General features: G+C 36.8%; 13 protein-coding genes and 1 pseudogene. 1 reads left to right on the top strand and 13 read right to left on the bottom strand.

The window, feature by feature from the left end; translation table 11 throughout:
* Positions 1 to 24 precede the first annotated feature (24 nt).
* From QNH29_RS06685 to QNH29_RS06625, 13 genes and pseudogenes are all read right to left on the bottom strand, one after another.
* Positions 25 to 1,512: a UxaA family hydrolase gene (locus tag QNH29_RS06685; protein WP_283864038.1), complete on the bottom strand. Its 1,488-nt coding sequence runs from the start codon at positions 1,510 to 1,512 to the stop codon at positions 25 to 27.
* Positions 1,513 to 1,528: 16 nt separating this feature from the next.
* Positions 1,529 to 2,998: a tagaturonate reductase gene (locus QNH29_RS06680; protein WP_283864037.1), complete on the bottom strand. Its 1,470-nt coding sequence runs from the start codon at positions 2,996 to 2,998 to the stop codon at positions 1,529 to 1,531.
* Positions 2,999 to 3,025: 27 nt separating this feature from the next.
* Positions 3,026 to 4,426 (bottom strand): annotated as a pseudogene (gene uxaC / locus QNH29_RS06675) (glucuronate isomerase).
* Between the two features lie 39 nt (positions 4,427 to 4,465).
* A complete protein-coding gene (locus QNH29_RS06670) occupies positions 4,466 to 5,308 on the bottom strand; it encodes a sugar phosphate isomerase/epimerase family protein (RefSeq protein WP_283864036.1) in 843 nt (280 codons plus the stop codon).
* A gap of 175 nt (positions 5,309 to 5,483) precedes the next feature.
* The gene (locus QNH29_RS06665; protein ID WP_283864035.1) at positions 5,484 to 7,046 is read right to left on the bottom strand and encodes a response regulator; all 1,563 of its coding nucleotides are present in this window, start codon (positions 7,044 to 7,046) and stop codon (positions 5,484 to 5,486) included.
* Positions 7,039 to 8,844, bottom strand: coding sequence for a sensor histidine kinase (locus QNH29_RS06660; RefSeq protein ID WP_283864034.1), 1,806 nt, complete (start codon positions 8,842 to 8,844; stop codon positions 7,039 to 7,041). Before QNH29_RS06660 ends, QNH29_RS06665 begins: the two co-directional genes overlap by 8 nt.
* Before the next feature lie 142 nt (positions 8,845 to 8,986).
* Complete coding sequence (locus tag QNH29_RS06655; RefSeq protein WP_283864033.1) at positions 8,987 to 10,108, bottom strand: type I phosphomannose isomerase catalytic subunit; 1,122 nt, start codon at positions 10,106 to 10,108, stop codon at positions 8,987 to 8,989.
* Positions 10,109 to 10,201: 93 nt separating this feature from the next.
* A complete protein-coding gene (locus QNH29_RS06650; RefSeq protein ID WP_481858781.1) occupies positions 10,202 to 11,314 on the bottom strand; it encodes a glycoside hydrolase family 88/105 protein in 1,113 nt (370 codons plus the stop codon).
* A 90-nt stretch (positions 11,315 to 11,404) separates the two neighbouring features.
* Positions 11,405 to 12,751, bottom strand: a complete 1,347-nt coding sequence (locus QNH29_RS06645) for an ABC transporter substrate-binding protein (RefSeq protein ID WP_283864032.1) — start codon at positions 12,749 to 12,751, stop codon at positions 11,405 to 11,407.
* A gap of 29 nt (positions 12,752 to 12,780) precedes the next feature.
* Complete coding sequence (locus tag QNH29_RS06640) at positions 12,781 to 13,617, bottom strand: carbohydrate ABC transporter permease (RefSeq protein ID WP_283864031.1); 837 nt, start codon at positions 13,615 to 13,617, stop codon at positions 12,781 to 12,783.
* Between the two features lie 8 nt (positions 13,618 to 13,625).
* Positions 13,626 to 14,567 carry a carbohydrate ABC transporter permease gene (locus tag QNH29_RS06635; RefSeq protein WP_283864030.1) on the bottom strand — a complete coding sequence of 314 codons (942 nt, stop codon included), beginning with the start codon at positions 14,565 to 14,567 and terminating at the stop codon, positions 13,626 to 13,628.
* Positions 14,568 to 14,718: 151 nt separating this feature from the next.
* Positions 14,719 to 16,056, bottom strand: coding sequence for an ABC transporter substrate-binding protein (locus QNH29_RS06630; protein ID WP_283864029.1), 1,338 nt, complete (start codon positions 16,054 to 16,056; stop codon positions 14,719 to 14,721).
* 156 nt (positions 16,057 to 16,212) lie between these two features.
* Positions 16,213 to 17,514, bottom strand: a complete 1,302-nt coding sequence (locus QNH29_RS06625) for a Gfo/Idh/MocA family protein (protein ID WP_283864028.1) — start codon at positions 17,512 to 17,514, stop codon at positions 16,213 to 16,215.
* A gap of 215 nt (positions 17,515 to 17,729) precedes the next feature.
* On the opposite strand from QNH29_RS06625, the gene QNH29_RS06620 reads away from it, so the two are divergent.
* Positions 17,730 to 18,740, top strand: a complete 1,011-nt coding sequence (locus QNH29_RS06620) for a DUF1646 family protein (RefSeq protein ID WP_283864027.1) — start codon at positions 17,730 to 17,732, stop codon at positions 18,738 to 18,740.
* Positions 18,741 to 18,755 lie beyond the last annotated feature (15 nt).

Below are 18,755 nucleotides of genomic sequence, written 5' to 3'. Positions count from 1 at the left end.
TACCTACCGTTTTTTCTCTATCACCTATAAAGTAACTCCCGTTTTAAAAATAGCAATCTCTCTAAAATCATTTTTTTCATTGTTCACCCATTCACCGCTTGCAACCTGGATAATGTAAGTAATAAATTCTCGCAACACCACATCTGATTCTTTTTCTAAGAGTACGCCTGCATTAAAATCAATCCAATGCGGCTTCGCTTCATAGATTGGTGTATTGGTTGAAATTTTAACTGTTGGAATAAAAGCTCCAAATGGTGTACCGCGGCCGGTTGTAAATAAAACCAATTGGCATCCTGCTGCAGCTAAAGCAGAAGATGCTACAAGGTCATTTCCTGGAGCACTTAAAAGGTTTAGACCTTTTTGTTTAATGATTTCTCCGTATTTAAGGACATCATTTACAACGGATGTACCTGCTTTTTGCGTGCAACCCAATGATTTATCTTCAAGTGTGGTAATACCGCCTGCCTTATTTCCTGGTGATGGGTTTTCATAGACTGGTTGTTTATTTTGAAGGAAATATTCCTTAAATTCATTAATTAATTCAACCGTTTTATTAAATACTTCATCGTCTGCGGCCCGTTCCATCAGTATCGTTTCCGCACCAAACATTTCAGGTACTTCCGTCAACACCGTCGTTCCACCTTGAGACACTAAGAAATCTGAGAATTTTCCCAGCAGCGGATTAGCCGTAATACCTGAGAGTCCATCCGAACCGCCGCATTTTAAACCAACCTTTAGTTCAGATAAAGGGACAGCTTCTCGCTTATCATTTTTAGAGTTTTCGTAGATTTCTTTTAGTAACGCAACACCAGCTTCAATTTCATCTGTAACTTCTTGGGAGACTAAAAACTTTACTCGATTTTCATCATAGTCTCCCAAGCTTTCTTTGAATTCATATAAATTGTTGTTTTCGCAGCCAAGACCAAGGACTAACACTCCGCCGGCATTGGGGTGCAGCACAGCATCCCTTAGTATTTTCTTTGTATTTTCATGATCGTCACCTAATTGTGAGCAGCCGTAATTGTGCTTTAATACAAGAACATTTTCGAAAGGAGTAATATCGCCTACTTCTTTTTCAAACAGCTTAATCATTCTTTCGGCGACGCCATTTACACAACCTACTGTCGGAACGACCCACAGCTCATTTCTAATTCCAACATTACCATTTTTTCTTTTGAATCCATTGAATGTTAGGTACTCTTTTTCATATTGTGTGGTGTTTAGCTTTTGATTATATTGGTATTCCTGAATACCGTCTAAGTTCGTTTTCGTATTGTGGGTGTGAATATGTTCTCCAACAAAAATTTCTTTTATGGCATGCCCAATCGGATAGCCGTATTTAACGATATGTTCATTTAACGCAATGTTTTTAATGGCAACCTTATGTCCTCTTGGTACAGCTTCCTTTAGCGTGATCGTTTCACCCTCTACAGTAAAAGTTTGACCAGCTTTTAAGTCCTTTAAGGCAACCACGACATTGTCTTGATTATGAATCTGGATGATTTCCAACATTAGAATTCTCCCCCCTCTAGTTGGCTGCTTTTTGTCCTAAAACTAACTCAATGGACTTTTTCATTCCCATTGTTTCAATATTGAAGAGATGATTCGTAATTGCAGCAGTTAGTCCAGGTATTTGGTTTAAATCCATCTCCCAAATTTTCTCGTATTCTAGTACATTTGAAACGATGCCCTTCAAGCTGTCGATTGTTTTATTGTAGTGACTCCATTGTACGTTGAATAAATCTAGTACATCCTGATCATCTGCTAAAGGAATCTCTTCTTCCCCTCTTTTTCCTTTATAAAAAGAGATAAGAGCAGCTAAAGAGAAAACAAGTTTTTTTGGTAATTCACGCTTTCGATTGTAATATTCTAATAAGGTAGGTAAATCTCTTGTCTTAAACTTAGAGACCGAATTAAGTGAAATGCTTAATAGGAAATGATCCATATATGGATTCCTAAATCGGTCTAACACAGCCTCTGCAAATGAATGTAATTCTTCCATTGGCAAATCCAGCGTCGGTATAATTTCATCATTAATAAGTTCTTTGACAAATTGCCCTGTCACTTCTTCCTTAATAGCTTGGGCGACAGTATTAATCCCATATAAATAGGAAACGGGTGTCATCGCCGTATGGGCACCATTTAATATCCGGACCTTTATCGTTCGATAAGGTGTTAAGTCATCAACCACCAAAGTATTTAGTCCCGCCAAATGTGCTGGAAACTCTTTTTTAATTGACTGCGGTCCTTCGATTACCCATAAATGATAATGTTCACCGACCACTAGCAGATTATCTTTATATCCAAGCTCTTCTGTAATTTCCTCAATCCTATCTCTTGGGTAGCCGGGTACAATTCGATCGACAAGACTATTGCAGAATGTATTTCCCTCATGTATCCATGCAGCAAATTCATCCCCCAGATACCAAAGTTCTGCATATTTTAGGACGATTTCCTTTAACTTTTCACCATTTCGATCAATCAGTTCACACGGGATGATAATCAAGCCCTTGTTCTTATCACCTTGAAAAGCATTGTAACGCTCATATAAAAAAGCAGTTAATTTTCCAGGAAAACTTCTTTGCGGGCGATCTTCTAAACGGTCATTTTCGTCAAAGGCAATTCCAGCTTCTGTGGTATTTGAAAAAATAAACCTTAACTCCGGATTCGCTGCTAGTTGCAGATACTGACCATACTCGTTAAAAAGATTGATACCTCTGCTAATACTGGAAATAATAGAATGCTCCTGAACCGCTTTACCTTCCTTCATCCCCTGTAAGTAGAGTGTATACAGACCATCCTGTGCATTTAATTTATCAATTTTTTCTTGTCCGCGCGGTTGGACAACGACAACACTGCCGTTAAAAATCCCCTGCTTATTCATGACATCAATTTGCCAGTCAACAAATCCTCGTAAAAAATTCCCCTCACCAAATTGCAATACTTTCTCAGGGTATTTTTGGCGATCCTTTACTAAGCTATTATTTAAAACTTCCATGAATGCTCCTCCTCATAATTGGGGCATTTAAAATTGAAAATACTCTTTTGCATTGTCATACGAGACTCCTTGAACAATTTCCCCTAAAAATTCTGTATCATTAGGTACTTCGCCATTTTCCACCCATTCACCGATGAGATAGCAGAATAACCGTCTAAAATATTCATGTCTTGTGTAGGACAGAAAGCTTCTGGAATCTGTCAGCATTCCAATAAAACGGGTAATTAACCCGACATTGGCTAATGCCTGCATTTGGTCAAGCATTCCTGTTTTATTATCGTTAAACCACCATGCCGTTCCAAATTGAATTTTGCCTGGTATGCCTCCACCTTGAAAATTACCAATCATTGCTGCAATAATAGTATTGTCATTCGGATTTAACGAATAAATAATCGTTTTAGGAAGCGCATTGTCCTCTTCCATCGCATTTAATAATTTAGCCAATGGCTTTGCAATTTCCTCATCATTAATAGAATCATAGCCTGTGTCTGGTCCTAATTTGTTAAACATTCTTGAATTATTATTTCTTAAAGCATTAATATGGAACTGCATGGCCCAGCCTAATTCGGAATATATTTTACCGAGGAAAGTTAACGTGTAACTTTAATATTTCTTTTCATCTTCCATTGATATTTTCTTACCCTCTAAGGCATCTTTAAAAATCTTTGCTGCTTCTTCTTTTGTTGTATCAGCATACATCATGACATCAATCGCATGGTCTGAAACTCTTCCTCCAACCGAATGAAAAAAACGGACTCTTGATTCAAGCGCTTGTAAAAAGCCCTCATACGTATCGAAGGTAATACCAGAAACCTCTTGCAGCTTATTTACCCAATCGAGATATCCATCTCTATTAATTTCCAGTCCTTTATCCGGCCTGAAGCTTGGAAGAACCTTTACATCAAAATCGGACTCTTCTTTTAATCGTTGATGATATTCAAGACTATCTACAGGGTCATCCGTGGTACAAACCACTTGTACATTCGATTTTTTGATAAAATCCCTCGCACCAAAACCTTCACTTTTGAGTAAGGTATTCACTTTCTCCCAAACAACCGGAGCACTCTCTTCATTCAATAGCTGGTCTATCCCAAAGTATCGTTGTAACTCTAAATGAGTCCAATTAAACAGTGGATTTCCAATTGTCATTGGAACCGTCCTTGCCCAAGCTAGAAACTTATCATAATCACTAGCACTTCCGGTAATGAACTCTTCATCAATCCCGTTACTGCGCATTAGCCGCCATTTGTAGTGGTCTCCAGATAACCAAATATCAGTAATGTTTTTGTACTTTTTATTTTCATAAATTTCCTTCGGACTTAAATGGCAATGGTAGTCAATGATTGGCATATCCTTTGCATATTCGTGATATAAAGTAACCGATGTTTCATTATTTAGTAAGAAATTATCATCCATGAAGCTTCGCATCGCGGCACCCTTCTTTCTTTGTTATTGTTTTATTTCTAACTATGCACTTTCGTATTTATCGATTAAGAAAGCTAGACTCCCATCTATATATGGTTCCCGTGTGCTTTCCATTAATATATTGATAAATGGTTTTTTCTTTTTTAATAAGCTAAATAGAAAATTATAATTTAACAATCCTTGCCCGACTGGAACTATTTTGACTTGTTCATCCTCAATAACAAAATCCTTGGCATGCATAATCACTATTCTGTCTCCAAACAATTCAAAAGCTTCTTGGATAACTGCTTCTTGATTAAGAAAATTATCAATGGAGATGAAGTTAGCAGGGTCATAAATCACCTGTAGATTGTTAGATGGAACAGAATCAAGTAATCTCTTCATCCGCTCAGGTGAATGAATTGGATGGTTGATTCCTCCCTCGATGCCTACAATTACTCCAAATTTTTCTGCTTCTTCTACGAGCTCTTTGACACTCTCGACTACTTCAAGAAACGGCTGTTCTGTAAAGTTCTCTTCTGTATAAATGATTTCAGCCTGAACATTTCCAGTCTCCGTTCCGACAATACTGCAGCCAAAATCTCTTGCAAACCGAAGATGCTCCTTAAATCGCTCCATCCCTTTTCTTCTTTCCGTGTGGTCAGGATGAATCATGTTGAAATAGCACCCAAGAACAGCTATTTGTATATCCTGCTTGCCAAAAACACTTCCTATCTTCTGTGCAAAGCCGGGGCTTAAACTCCCTAATTGAGAATTAATATTCTTTAAGGATTTCCCTAATGCTAACTGAACAGAGCTTAGCCCTTTATTTGCTATTATAGTAGCTACATTCAAAATCGATGGGTCTTCAATATCGTGTGCCCGGATTCCTATATTGGCAGCCATATCCATCCTCCAGTCATTTACCGTTCATTAACTTACAGATTGATTATATTAATCTATGAAAGGGGTTACAATTCATCCTGGCAAAGTCCTTAAAATCTTAGATGATTATCTTAAAATTTTAACAATATTAAAAAAAATCCGAATGGAATCTTCCACTCGGATATATACGCTCTAGTTATTTAAACTTTTTCTTAAATTCAGCTGGTGTAAAACCAGTGTATTTCTTAAAACATATTCCAAAATATTGTGGGTTACTATAACCAACTTGTTCACAAACTTCATAGGTTTTAATATTTCCCTCGCCCAATAGTTCCATCGCCTTTTTCATTCGTAACTCTAACAAATAATCCCCAAAATTAAACCCTTTCTCCATTTTAAATAGGTTACTCAAATAGGGGGTACTAACGTGAATTAACTCGGCCACCTTTTGAAGTGTTAGACTACTGTCTTGGAAATTTCCCTGCATATACTTGATAGCCTCGTCAACGTGGCTATAATAATTTTTTTCCTTCTTTTTAAACATGGCTGTAGACCATTGTTCTATTAACTTGTATAAGATATCTGTCATTTCTGATAGAGTTGTTAACTCCATAATATTCTTATATACATCGGAGGAATTAAAGCTGTTTGAAGTATCTTCCTTTTTCCATTTTTCAATTTCAAAAAATAACATCGTACTAAATTTGACACCAAGAACTTTCAAATCTGATAAAGCAACCGTTTTTCTATCTATTATGGCCGCACTTAAATCTGCCAGTGTTTCTTTTACCTTTTCTGGTAAACCAGCCTTGATATGTGTTTCTAATTTCATTTCTAAATCGTGAACAAGATTTTCTTTTTTATCACACTTTGATACCGTTTCATCCAAAGAAATTACCCTGCCTGTACCCATAATATGTCTCATATCCATGGCTACCCTGGCTTCAAGAAAAGACTTACCTACTTCAAATAGATTAGGATATGCTCGTCCATGTGTAATGGTAATGGTATCATCTATCTCTTTGCCTAGATAATTAAACAACGCTTGCGCTAACTCCCCTTTCTTTGAATCATGATCACTTTCAAGCGATAAAAGAATTGCATTTTCACCGACATCCGCATTCATCACCAAACAACTTAATTCACGAAAATAGGAAGAAATGAAACTAGTAACTTTTTCTTTTAAAAAATTGCCTTCAAGGTCAAGCTCAATTGTATTCTTAACAAGAATAACCGCAAAGAAAGGACCCTCCATTTGAACATCAAGCCCAAATAGCTCTTTCTCGACATCAACCCGGCAGTCTCCCTCTCGAATCAATTTTTGAAAAAATTTCTGCTGCAGTAAAGGCAAGGACTCTATGATTCTTTTTTCTTTCACTGTTTCTTTTTCCCAATCAACCGCTGCCTCTTTGGCTTTTTTGAGCAAGTATTCAGAATCAACTGGCTTTAACAAATAGTCAAACGCTTTTAATTTAATGGCTTCCTGTGCATACTTGAAATCTTCATAGCCTGTTAGAAAAATAATTCTTGTCTCAGGGCTTCTTTCTTTAATCTGTTTCGCCATTTCTAAGCCGCTCATAAAAGGCATATTGATATCGGAAACAACCACTTGGGGCTGTTCCTTTTCAATTAACTCTAATGCCACCTCACCGTCTCCTGCTTCGCCAGCTATAACAAATCCATGCTCTGTCCACGGGATTGCCTGGCATATACCTCGACGAATAATTCTATCATCTTCTACAACAATTACTTTATGCATAATCGTTAATCTCCCCTTTTGTTTTGGGAATTATAATGGTAACCATTGTCCCATTACCAGGTTCACTTGCAATGGTTAAACCGTATTCGTTGCCAAAGTGAATTTTAATTCGTTCATTTACACTTTGCAGACCAATACCAAGATACTTCTTTTTCTCCTGATAAGAAGCCTCAATTTCTAGAATAATATCCTTTAATTTTTGTGGTTGTATTCCATTCCCATTATCACTAACCTCTAAATGGATGGTTTCTCTAACTTGATATCCTCGAATCGTTATGATACCTTGGCCTCGTTTTTGCTTTACCCCATGGTAGATCGCATTTTCAATGAGAGGCTGCAATGAAAGTTTAATAATATTATAGGAAAGGATTTCTTTTTCGATGTCAATTTCATAGGAAAAATCATCGCCATAGCGCATTTCCTGAATAAACAAATAATGTTGAATATGTTCCATTTCTTCCTGGATGGAAATGATTTCTCTTCCTTTACTAATTCCGATCCTGAAAAAACTTGTTAGTGCACTAATCATTTGGCTGGCATCTTTATTCAGACCCATATCACACAATCCTTTTATTGAATACATGGTGTTATAAAGAAAGTGAGGATTAATTTGGGCGTGCATGATTGCAAATTCCAATTGTCGTTTCTCTTCTTGTTCTAATCGGATTTGGTCCATTAAGGTATTAATTCGGATTATTAATTCTTTAAAGCCAGTATGCAGGATTTTCATTTCTTCAGGACCCGACATTTCAACATCAAAGTCCAGATTTTTTTTATTTATCATCCCCATTTGATTGGCCATTTTTTTAAACGGATGGGTGATATATTTTCCTACGATATTAGTAATACTAATCGCGCTTAAAATCATTAAAACCACTAATAGAATAGTGAAATCTTTAATGTAATTAACCTTTTTTAAGATTTCATCTTGTGGGATAACAGCTGCTATTTTCCATTTATTCGAACTTAATGTATCGTAAATTACAATCATATCTTCCCCTGCACTATTTTCATAAGTGAACTTCCCTGCTTCGTCATTAAGATTTTGCAGCGAGTGAAGAGTTGGTTTATCCAACTTGTAATCCTTTTTTACATTTTTAGATTCATAGATTCCATCCGGACTAATAAGTGTCAGGTAGCCATTATCTCCGATTAATGATTTATTTAATACCTGTTCAAAAAATTCTACCCTTAAATTAAATAGAACGATTCCTTTTGAAGTTGATTGATTCTTTTCAATTAATCTAAATATTGACATGACCTTATTGTTTTTATTAAATTCGTGGTCTTCATGAATGTTCCTCCAATAAAACCCCTCTTTGTTTCCACTGAATTTTGTAAAATACTCGTCATAATTTATCGTTGGATTTGAGTTATAGTTCGTATGATATAATAAAAAGCCATTTTGCTTATGATTAACGACAACGGATTCAAGGATGACATTGTATCGTGAATAAATAAGCTTTAAGTTATTATCAATCTCTACATAAGATTCCGGCTTTATTTCAGATACTTCTTTATCCGCCAAAGACAAAATTCTAGGATCATTTGATAAGGAGACTAGCTGCTGAAAAACATCTGTAAGTATATTATCAAGATAATTCTTTGTTTGGAAAATTGTATCATTCACATTTTTATAGGCATTTTCTTCTATTTGTGCGGTTGCTAACAATGATGAAACCCATCCTGTAATTAATATGAAAAGAATAATGATAGGTAAATAGAGAGTATTAATCGTGGATTTAAAAGAATAGAAAAAATGTTTACGAATAAAGTTTTTTATCTTTACAGCTGTCATAGAAGGAACTCCCTGTTAGTAAATAAATACTTACTATTCTCTTATTTCATTGTAACCGTTTTCCGCATTTTATCATAATACGAAATTATCAGTCAATTGGATAAAAAAACAGCAGCTAGATAAAAAATCTAGCCGCCGCAGTCTATTTTACATCTGGACCGAATAACCTTAATGCTTTAACAGCCTCATTGCTATTATTAATGATTGTAAAACTAGAATCTGTGGCAGGAATAAACAATTGCTCACCTTTTTTTACTGACAGGCGATCTTTACCTGTTATGATGGCGCCCTCACCAGATAGTATATATAATCCTGAAAATACTCCGTGCCCCTGCACTTCAGTTTCAGTTTGGACTTCCAATTGAGTCATTCTGAAATATGGTGTTCGATTATAACCTATGAGTTCAATTTCTATACTGCCATTTAATTCTGTGACAATTTCTGGAGCTACTTTCCAGTTTTCTAGAGTCTCTTGTCTAGTAAAAGTGTCGTACTTAAAAACATCAAACATCTTTTCAAATCCTAGTCCTTGATGAATTAAGAAATCATCAATTTGTAATCCTGAAGGTGAAGTTTTTTCCATGCGGACGGTAATGTCTGAAGGCTCTTGAATTTCGACCAATAAACAGCCAGAACCAATGGCATGTGGAATCCCTGCTTCAACTAAGAACGTATCTCCGGGCTGAACATAGTATTTATGTAAACAATCAAGCATACCTTTAACATTTTGTTCGACAAACAAAGCTTTCCATTGTTCTCTTGTTACACCGGGTTTAAAGCCCATATATACATGAGGGAGTTCTCCGTCGATTTCCCTTCCGCCCACAAAATGCCAGCATTCTGTTTTTCCATACAAGGAATTAAATAGGTCCTGTGCTTGCTTCCTATCTGGGTGGGTTTGTATAATCAAACGCTCAGCGGTATCAATCAACTTAACTAGTACTCCAGTTTGTTTACCGTACTTCTTAACATGTTTTTCCCCTAAGAACTCTACAGGATTATGATCCACTAAGTCTTTCAAGGAGCTGTCCCTATCGGGCAGGTCTAACTTGCTTAATCCCTCATCAATTAGATGTTGCCGGTCCACATTTCTATTGGTAGAAATAATCGACATCATCCATTCTTCAGGGTAACGACTATCCTTGGGATCACTGATTCCATGAAGTTCATCTAAGAGCTTTCCACCTAAATAAGTCCTCCAAGACCTTGTAGGTAATAACTTAATTGGCTGAGAACCATCAATCTTTATTGTACTAACTTGCATGAGGATAAACCTCCTAAATGTAATTAGTTAATAGAGTTAGAAAGCTCCCATTTTACAATGGAAGCTTCTATTGTATGGTATTTTATAATAATGTTAATTTTTTTTATATAGATCATGTAACGCCATGCTGCCTAAGATAAATGCACCCATTCCATGAAGATCATTTTCAGATGTAGGACGTGAAACATAGTAATCGTATGTTCCTGCGGAAGTTCCGACCACTATTCCTTTTAGAGTAAAAGAAGAATCATCACTTTCTACCATGTGCTCTAATAATCCTGCATAGGCTTTATCACAAACCTCACGGTAAGATTCATCAACAATGCCTAGCTTAACAGCCTTTGCAATAAAATATAAGAACAGAGCAGAACATGAGGATTCTAGCCAATTATCTGGACGGTCCCCTTTATCGACCACATTGTACCAAAGGCCGGACTGTTCATTTTGGAATTTCACAATAGCAGGGATGAAATTTTGCAGGGATTTAATCCACTCTTCCTGACCACGTTTCTTTTCTCCCAATACTTCTAACAAATCAATCAGTGCGGCACCGTACCAGCCCACTGAACGTCCCCAGAAGTCCGGAGAACAGCCTGTTTCTGAATCAGCCCACGGCTGTACTTTCTTCTCATCCCAAGCGTGGAAAAGCAAACCAGTTTTAGAGTCTGTCATATGTTTTCTCATTAGCTTTTCTTGAAGCAATACAAGCTGAACCAATTCTTCTTCTTGAAAATGCTTGCTGTACATAAGCATGAATGGTCCACCCATAAATAGTCCATCTAACCACATTTGATAAGGGTATTTTTCCTTATGCCAGAAACCGTTTTCAGTCGTTCTATTGATTGTATCTAAAGCACTTCTTAATTTCTTTGCCGCAATCATATATTTAGGATTCTTCGTCTTTTCATATAAAGGAAACAATAGAATCCCCGGCATGATAGAGTCTAACTGATCTCTTTCAAAAACGACATTTCCTTCTTCATCTATTAAGTGATCAAAGTATCCTTTGATATAATTGAAGTACTCTTCATTGCCTGTTTCTTCCCAAACTCTATACATTCCATATAGGAAAACACCTTGGTGATAATGGAACCAATTTACTGGAGGTAAATCCTCAGCACGGAAGGTATTCATTAATGCTTGGCATGCTTTTTCCGCCATCGCTAACGGAGTTTCTGTTCTAATTTTATCTGTTGTATTTCCCATAATCCTATCTCCTTCTTTTTTATCTCATTCGATGTTCCATATAGGAAAACTGGGTGTTAATAGAATCAACACCCAGAATGAAGATTTAATTTATTTTTTAAAAGTTTGGTCATATTTTGCTTTAGAATCTTCAATTGCTTTTGCCCACTCATCAAGGAAGTCTTTTGCCGACATTTTTCCACTCATAACCGCTTGTACCCCTGGGTCTACGACTCCATCTAGGATTGCACGATAATCTGGCAGATAGAATGGCGGTTCATATAGTTTTGTATCAGGATCATTGTAAACTTCAAATGCTGTTTTGATATGCTGTGCCTCTTGTACCCATTCATCATCTAACACATCAGAGTTTGTAGGAATTTGACCAGTTTGTTGATTCCAATAACTTTGTGCTTCTTCTGAGTTAACAAATTCTACGAATTTCCATGCTTCATCAGCATGTTCAGTAGATTTGAAGATACCAAGATTAACTGCATTACCACCTTCTGCAACATATTTACCATCTTTTTCAGTTGTTGGCAGTGGAATTAACTTGTAAGAACCATCTGGTAATGCTTTTTTGTGCTCTCCATAAGAGCCCGGATTGTGGTGTACCATTGCTACAACACCTGTATCAAAGCCGGCAATCATTTCCTTATAGCCATTTGTGATATCACTCTTTGGCGTTAATTTATCATAGTAAGAAAAATACTTTTCAACAAATTCTACGTGTTTAGGATCATTGATATTGGTCTTGCCATTCTTATCAAAAAAGTCTAAACCACTATAAGCAAACATCGCTCTTTGAATGGTGAAGGATGCACCTGCACCACCACGGATTGTAAATCCATAACGATTATTGGCTTCATCTCTCATTTTTTCAATAACGGTAAAGAATTCATCCCACGTTTTAGGCTCTTGTACACCAGCTTGTTCAAACCAGTCTGTACGAATCCATAATGCATCTAAATTCTGTGCATATGGAATACCATAAAGCTTCCCATCTTGAGTTATTTTCTTATTTACACCAGTTGCACTTGGGTTAATTTTCTTGCTGATTTCAGACTTCTTGAAGTATGAATCAAGTGGCAGCAAAGCTTCACGAATGGAGAACTCTGGCAGCCAAGTTGTTTGCATAGAACCAATATCCGGTGTATCATCCGCTGCAATAGCCGCGTCATATTTGGACTTAGCTGAACTATTTGGAATACCAACATACTCAATATCAATATTAGGGTTCTTTTCTTCAAATCGTTTAATGACTTCTTCCCAAACAGGAGTTCGAGCTGGACCTGCGTTTTCATCCCAAAATTGGAGTGTTACAGGTTCATCTGATTTTGTTGCATCTTTTTTAGTTGGTTTAGTTGCAGCTTCTTCTTTACCGCCGCAGCCCGCAAGCAACATGCCTGTTGCCATTGTTAGTGCAAGAACAGTGGTTGAGAATTTTTTCTTCATCATGATAATGCCCCCTTAAATATTTTTTATAATTAGCCTTTTACAGCCCCACCCATACCGTTTACTAGGTGCTTCTGTGCATAGGCAAATAATATCACTGCAGGAATTAAAGCGATTACACTTCCAGCTGCCAAAGCTCCATAATTGATACTGAATTCTCCCAGCATCGTACTTAATCCAACAGGGAGTGTAAACTTGGATTGTTGATTGGTCAGCATTAGCGCGATTAAAAATTCATTCCAAGTGTAAATGAAGGTAAATACCCCTGTTGCTACAATTCCAGGCAGCAATAATGGAAATACGACATGACGCAGTGATTGTAGTTTCGAGCAGCCGTCAATCATCGCTGCTTCTTCTAACTCCTTTGGAACATTTGAGATAAATCCACTCATCAAGATCGTGGTAAACGGAATTTCGATAGCTGTATAGGTAATAATCAGTGAAAGTGGATTACTGATTAACCCTAGATTTTTGAAAATGACGAACAAAGGAATAATCATCATGGCTCTTGGGATGAATTGAGTACATAGCAGCATAATCATAAAACTGCGTTTTCCCTTGAACTGATATCTGCTCAATGCATAACCGGATAAAGTAGAACAGACAAGCACAACCAAAACTGTAGAAACGCCAACTATTAAACTATTTTTAAAGAAAGTAGCAAAACCAACGTTAGTCCAAGCAGTGACAAAGTTTTCAGTTGTCGGGTTTACTGGCAAATACTGCAGGGGGCGTTTTACAATATCCCCTTCAGGTTTGAAGGCTGTATTTATTGTCCAGTAGATTGGAAAGATGGTAAAACTCAATAACATTGTTAAAGGTAGGTATAGAGTTAAAATTTTGTCGACTTTTTTATTGGCTGTAAACATCCTTCAAATCACTCCTTTTCATAACGTGAAAGTTTCAGATAAAGGATGGCGAAAACTAGTAAGATTCCAAATGAAACAACCGTTAATGCTGATCCGTATCCAAAATTACTTCCATGTACCGCTAAATCTGCAATATACATAGTAAGTGTTGTGGTTGAATGAGCAGGTCCACCACCCGTTAAGTTAAACAATAGATCGACGTTATTAAACTCCCAAACAACTCTTAGTAAAGTAGTTAAGACAATCGTATTTTTTAATTGTGGTAATGTTACATATATAAACGACTTCCATCTACTTGCACCATCTACCCTTGCTGCTTCATATAGTTCATTCGGTATACTTGATAAGGACGCTAGTAAAGTGATGGCAAAGAACGGAATACCTCTCCACAATTCAGCAATAATCACCGATGTAAAAGCTGTTGACGTGCTTGCTAAGAATGCCTGTGGTTCATTGATAATTCCTATCTTCATTAGTAAGTCATTGAGTACACCCATATGCTCGTTAAACATTAATGACCACATAGTGGACGCCAACACCCCTGAAATCGCCCAAGGGATAAAAGCCACAGCACGTACTAAACCTCTAAACTTAAAGGTTTGGTTCAATAGTAAAGCGAGGATCATACCAAACACTAATTGTAAACCTACTTCAGTTACAACCCATTTCAAACTATTTATTAAACTTGGTATGAACATCTTGTCATTCGTAAATATTTGTTTAAAGTTCTCTAAACCAGCAAATCCATTATAATATGGTGCCGACACATCATAGTGTTGAACACTGTAATAGAATACAGTTGCTATCGGATAAAAAAGAAAACCTAAGATAATAAGGAATGAGGGTAGAATAAAAAGGTAGGGAACCCATCTATCCTTTTTGACTTTCTTCTGTTTCACCGTCTTTTTGCTGTTAATAACCGTTTCAGTAACACCTTGTGATAAACTCATCTAGTTTCCTCCTCTCTGTTTTTTATAATAAATGAAAACGGTTTCTTACATAATTAAAGATTTTAAGATGATTGATTAAAATTTTAAGATATTTCTAAAAATAGATAAAAATAAAAAAAGGCATTCGCTGCACATCAACGAATGCCTAAACTTATATTGGTTTCCCGAGTCCTTCATCATATTGTTTTTGCGCCTCTTCCATTGCTTCTGCCCATTTGTTTAGAAACTCTTCCACGGTCATTTTTCCACTTAGCACTGATTGAGTACCTGTGTCGACAATTGTATTTAGAATTGTACGATATTCCGAAAGATAAAATGGCGGCTCAAAAAGAATGGTAGCTGGGTCATTATAGACTTCCTGAGCTGTCTGAATATGCGGTGAAGTCCTAATCCAGTCCTCATTAAGTACATCTAAATTAGTGGGAATTTGACCAACACTCTGATTCCAAAAGCTTTGTGCCTCTTTCGAATTAATAAATTCAATAAATTTCCATGATTCCTCTGGAAACCTGGTCCCTTTAAAAATACTTATCCCAATGGTGTTGCCGTCTTCTGCAACAAAATTGCCTTTAACCGATTTTGGCAAAGGAATCGCTTGAAATTGTCCGGAATCCAACGATTCATTATGTTCTGCAAAAGACCCAATGTTATGCTGTAACATCGCGATCTTCCCTGAATCAAATCCTGCAATCATCGCCTTATAATCGTTTGTGATATCGCTAATAGGCGTATAGTTTTGGTACAATCCAAAATATTTCTTTAAAAATTCTACATGCTTCGGATCATTGATTGTACTTTTCCCATCTTTGAAGAATGTTTCAATGCCTGAATATGCATACATCATCCGTTGTAATTGAAAAGAACCCCCTGCGCCCCCACGGATTGAGTACCCATAACGATTATCCGATTTATTCGTTAACAGTTCAACCGCAGTAAAGAACTCGTCCCATGTCTCAGGAATATTCAAATTGACCTCTTTAAACCAATCAGACCTGACCCAAAGGATATCGAGGTTTTGTGTATATGGGATCCCGTATAAATTTTGATTACTAACCATACGTTTATTAAAATCTATCGCACCTTTGTTAATTTTGTCCTTTTCACTCCATTTTGAAAAATAAGAATCTAAAGGCAACAAAGCGTCGCGCACCGAAAATTCTGGCAGCCAGCTCGTATAAACACTAGCCACATCAGGCGTTTCCCCTGAAGCAATAGCAGCGTCAAACATCGCTTTTGCTGAGTCCTTTGGTAATCCGATGTATTCGACATCAATAGTTGGATTTTCTTCTTCAAACTTTGTAATCAATTTCTCCCAAATTGGCTTCCGCTGCGGTCCTGTATTATCATCCCAAAAAACGATTTTAATCACGTTATCTTTTTTTGAGGTTGATTTATGGAACAATAAGTCCTCACTCTTGCAGCCCGTAAGTACCAATCCCATGATCATGGTCAGGGCCATCACAGAAGTTGTAAGTTTCTTCCTAAACATGTTTTAATCTCCTCTTTGAATAGCCGCTTCCTAAAAGTATAAAATCATTCTACTCATTTTGCAGCCGCGTGCAAAGATAATTTCATTGAAAAAAAGAAAAAACATACCAGGTAGTTTAAATTTAACTAATAGTATGTTTTACTTAAATATCTTATATCACTTAATTAGTTGATGATCCGGATGAAATAGGATCTCATTTATGTTAATGGGTTTCTTTTCTACAACAGAACGCCATACCCCTTCACCGACCGCTATGGAGTAGGCACCTGCCTGAGCTCCTGCCAAAATTTCATACTTCTGGGCTGGGTCCGGACCGAGGAATAAATCAGCTAAAAGGATAGGGTCTCCCCCGCCATGCCCTCCAGGATCTTTGATGAGTTCAATCGTTTCTTTTCCTCCGAAAAGTGGGTAATAATCTATCTTTTGTTCAGGGTACTCAAACGGAATCCTAGAAGGTTCGTGGTACTCAGTTGTTTCAATTCTTCCCTTCGTTCCGTTAATAGCCAAGCGATATCCTTCATATGGTGCTGAAAAATTAATCGAGTAACTTAGCATGCTCCCACCGTCATATTTAACTGCAGCTACATACGTATCCTCAATGGAAATTTCTTCATCAAAAATACATGCATCAGGACGATAATTTGTATACGGCACATCCTTTTCATATACACCTGCTAAAAGGTGGTCATCTCGCACCGTTGTGGATCCAATTCGGGGATTCCACCGTCTAAAATAACTGCAGTCATTCCTAACATTACACGTCCCGCAAAACCGGCCTGACTCTTTCCTTGGGTTCATTTCACCATCTTTTCCAAAGTAATTCAAAGCGCCGTATGCGAATACTTCTTCTGGTTTTTGATCTAACCACCAATTGATAAGATCAAAATGATGGGTAGATTTATGAATGGATAGGCCGCCGGAATTTTGACGACTCCGATTCCATCTTTTAAAGTAACTTGAACCATGATACGTATCAATATACCAATTTAGGTCTATAGAAGTGATTCTCCCCACTTTTCCTTCCAGAATCATTTCCTTAATTTTCCGATGAAACGTACTGTACCGATAGTTAAATGTAACAATGACTTTACCTTTGCTGTCTGCTTCAGCCTGCATTACTCTGAAAGCATCTGCTGCGCTGGTCACCATCGGCTTTTCTGTTATCACATTCACCTGCTTATGTAATGCTCTTAAAATATAGTCAACGTGTGTATCGTCTCTACCTGTAACAATGACATAATCTGGGTTCGTTGTATCTATCATAGCTTCAAATTGTTCAGGATTAAAGACAGGAATCTGGTTTAACTGAGGATACTTTTCTTTGCAAATCGTAAACCGAAGCGGGTCAGAATCTAATAAACCTACAATTTTATTATCTTTTGAAAACTCATTCAATAGTGGTTTAATAAACATTTCTAATGCTCGATTGCTGACCCCGCAGATTACATACTTTTTCATCACATGTCCTCCAATTTTTAATAAAGGCATATTTACTTGCCCTCATTTTATATGAAAACGGTTTCCACCTTAATAGAGAATCTTTAGACTTTTGTATAAATATTTAAGATAATATTAATGGACAATCTTCCATATATTTATAGATATCATGGTATTAAAAGTAGAAGTTCTTAAGATCTATAAGTAAAACAATCTTGATAAGGGATCTGGTATGAATGATTGGATTAGTAATTATTTTAATTCTGGTTTTATTTTTACCTTTTTCGGTAAAAAAGGTTGAACACAATTTAGAAATCTTTTTGTTTGTAATGGGTATTGCAGCAGCTTGGATTAGCGGGATGATGAATCACCATTTAATCGAAAAGGCCTTGATCGACCCTATTACTATTACTCTAGCAGTCTTTATTGCAGGATTAGTATGTAAATGGGGGCAGGTTCAGCTGGAAAAATATATACTATGGATGAACCGGGTACTGTCACCTAGGATTTTCTTCGGACTAACCGTCATTATTTTAGGACTAGCCTCAAGCATTATTACGGCTATCATTGCAGCAATTGTACTTGTGATTATCATTAACGTCCTTCCACTTGACCGTAAATCGGAAATTCGCTTTACTGTTTTAGCATGTTTTTCAATTGGACTTGGTGCTGCCCTCACTCCCATTGGCGAGCCTTTAGCAACCATTACGATTAGTAAGTTAAACGAAGACTTTTTTTATTTACTCAATTTAATTGGTCCGGAGGTATTTTCAGCTGTTATTACCTTTGGGATATTAACAATGCTTTTAGTTAAACCTCGAGAAAGTACTTACGGTTTAACAACAAAACAAAAAGTCGAAAGCTATAAAGAAATACTGCTTCGATCTGCTAAAATTTACTTGTTTGTCATGGGATTAACCTTTCTTGGGCATGGGTTTGAACCCTTAATAAATGAATATATCCTCGGACTCCACCCGATACTGTTATATTGGATTAATATGATCTCCGCTATTTTAGATAATGCTACCCTTGCGGCAGCAGAAATTAGCCCAACAATGGACCAAACAACCATCCAAGCTGTTTTAATGGGGCTCATCATTAGTGGTGGAATGCTAATCCCTGGAAATATCCCTAATATCATCGCAGCTGGAAAACTCAACATTACTAGTAAAGAATGGGCAAGTTTTGGGGTTCCGGTTGGAATTATTACCATGGCAGTTTACTTTGTTGTATTGTTCGTTTTTTAGAAAAAAAGAATCGAT

It is taken from the genome of Neobacillus sp. DY30, from assembly GCF_030123065.1.
In the GTDB taxonomy this organism is placed as follows: domain Bacteria; phylum Bacillota; class Bacilli; order Bacillales; family Cytobacillaceae; genus Neobacillus.
Note: the sequence above shows the minus strand (reverse complement) of the source record. Positions and strands in the feature narration are given on the sequence as shown.